Annotated in this window: 1 protein-coding gene; it reads left to right on the top strand. The window is 75.7% G+C overall.

Features of this window, described 5'->3' with window-relative positions:
• On the top strand, positions 1–2,367 hold a 2,367-nt coding region (locus IEY73_RS32510; RefSeq protein WP_189083189.1), incomplete at both ends, for a type I polyketide synthase.

Raw genomic sequence — 2,367 nt, forward strand, 5'->3', positions numbered from 1 at the left:
CGGGCGTGGACGTCGGGTGTGCCGGTGGACTGGTCGGTGGTGGTGGATCGGGGCAACCGGGTGGAGCTGCCCACCTATCCGTTCCAGCACCAACACTTCTGGCCCACCGGGCAGGCCGGACGCCCCGCCGACATCGGTGCCGCCGGCCTCGACCTGGCCGGACACCCCCTGCTCGGCGCGCTCGTCGAACTCCCCGACGGCGACCTGCTACTCACCGGCCGCCTGTCCCGCCACGCCCAGCCGTGGCTCGCCGACCACACCGTGCAGGGCGCCGTGCTGCTGCCCGGCACCGCCTTCGTCGAACTCGCCCTGCGCGCCGGCGACGAAGCCGGATTCGACCACGTCGACGACCTCACCCTCGCCACCCCGCTGATGCTGCCCGCCCGCGGCGGCGTCCAACTCCAGGTGCTGCTCAGCGGCGCGGCCTTCACCATCCGCTCCCGGCCGGAAGGCGAACGCGCCTGGACCGAGCACGCCACCGGAACCCTCGCCACCGGCGCGCCTGCGACCGACACCGGCTTCGACGCGACCGTGTGGCCCCCGAGCGGCGCCCGCCCGCTCACCGTGGACGGCCTGCACGACACCCTGGCCGCCGCCGGGCTCGGCTACGGGCCGGCCTTCCGCGGCCTGCGCGCCGCCTGGCAAGACGACGAGCACCTGTACGCCGACGTGGAACTCCCCGTCGACCCGCAGGGCTACGGCCTGCACCCGGCCCTGCTCGACGCCGCGCTGCACACCCTCGGCCTGGACACCGCCGCCGGGAACGACCACGCCGCCGTCCCGTTCGCCTGGCAAGGCGTCACCCTGCACGCCACCGGCGCCACCGCGCTGCGCGTGCGGCTCACCCGGGACGGCGACACCGTCGCGCTGACCGCCGCCGACCCGCAGGGCGCCCCGGTGGTCGCCGTCGACACCCTGGCCGTACGCCCGGTGCGCGCCGCCGCCGAACCGCTGCACCTCCTCGACCTGACCGAGGTGCCGCTGCCCGGCCACACCCCCGAATCCGTGGCGGTGGTGGACACCCCCGGCGAACTCAGCGACGTGCCCGCCGTTGTGGTCGCCCACGTCGACGGCGAAGGCGACCTGCCGGCGTCCGCGCACGCCGCCACCACCCGCGCCCTCACCCTGCTGCAGGAATGGCTGGCCGACGACCGGTACGCCGCCAGCAAACTCGTCCTGGTCACCCGGCCGGGTGATCTGGCGGGTGCGGCGGTGCGGGGTCTGGTGCGCTCGGCCCGGTCGGAGAATCCGGGCCGGTTCGCGCTGATCGAGTGCGACGGTGAGGTGCCGGTGGCGGCGCTGGCCTCGGCGGAGCCGGAGTTGGTGCTGCGTGACGGCGCGGCCTATGCGCCGCGGCTGGTGCGTGCGGCCGGGGCCGGGGAGCCGTTTGCGTGGCCCGCGCAGGGCACGGTGCTGGTGACCGGTGGCACGAGCGGGCTGGGTGCGGTGGTGGCCCGGCACCTGGCCGGGCGGGGCGTGACCGATCTGGTGCTGGCCAGCCGCCGCGGACCGGACGCTCCGGGGGCGGCGGAATTCGCGGCGGACCTGGGTGCCCGGGTGGTGGCGTGTGACGTCACGGACCGGGATGCGGTGCGGGAACTGGTGGCCTCTCTGCCGGATCTGCGGGCGGTGGTGCACTCGGCGGGGGTGCTGGACGACGGGGTGATCGGTTCGCTCACCCCGGAGCGCCTCGCGGCTGTGCTGGCGCCGAAGGTGGATGCCGGGTGGCATCTGCACGAGGCGACCGCCGACCGTGACCTGGACGCCTTCGTGCTGTTCTCCTCGGTCGCCGGCATCCTCGGCGCCGCCGGGCAGGGCAACTACGCGGCGGGCAACACCTTCCTGGACGCACTGGCCGAGCACCGCCACGAACGTGGCCTGCCCGCCACCTCCCTGGCCTGGGGACCGTGGGCGCGCGGCATGGCCGGCGCGCTGTCCGACGCCGACGCGCAGCGCATCGCCCGATCCGGCCTGCCCGTGCTCACCGACGAGCAGGGGCTGTCGCTGTTCGACGCCGCACTCGCCGCCGGCGGCCCCGGCTACCTCACCGCCCGCCTCGACCTGGCCGCGATCCGCGCCCACGGCGACATCCCTGCCCTGCTCGACGGGCTGATCCGGCAGCGCACCCGACGCGCCCCGGCCGCCACCGGCGCCACCGCGACCGGGCTCGCCCAACGGATCGCCGCACGCGGCGACTCGGAAGCCCGGCAGATGCTGCTGGACCTCGTCCGCGCCCAGATCGCCCGAGTGCTCGGCCACGCCACCGCCGACGCCGTCGACCCCGGCAAATCCTTCTCCGACCTGGGGTTCGACTCGCTGACCGCGGTGGAGCTGCGCAATCGGCTGGGTGAGGTCACCGGGCTGAAG

It is taken from the genome of Mangrovihabitans endophyticus (genome assembly GCF_014646155.1).
GTDB lineage: Bacteria > Actinomycetota > Actinomycetes > Mycobacteriales > Micromonosporaceae > Actinoplanes > Actinoplanes endophyticus.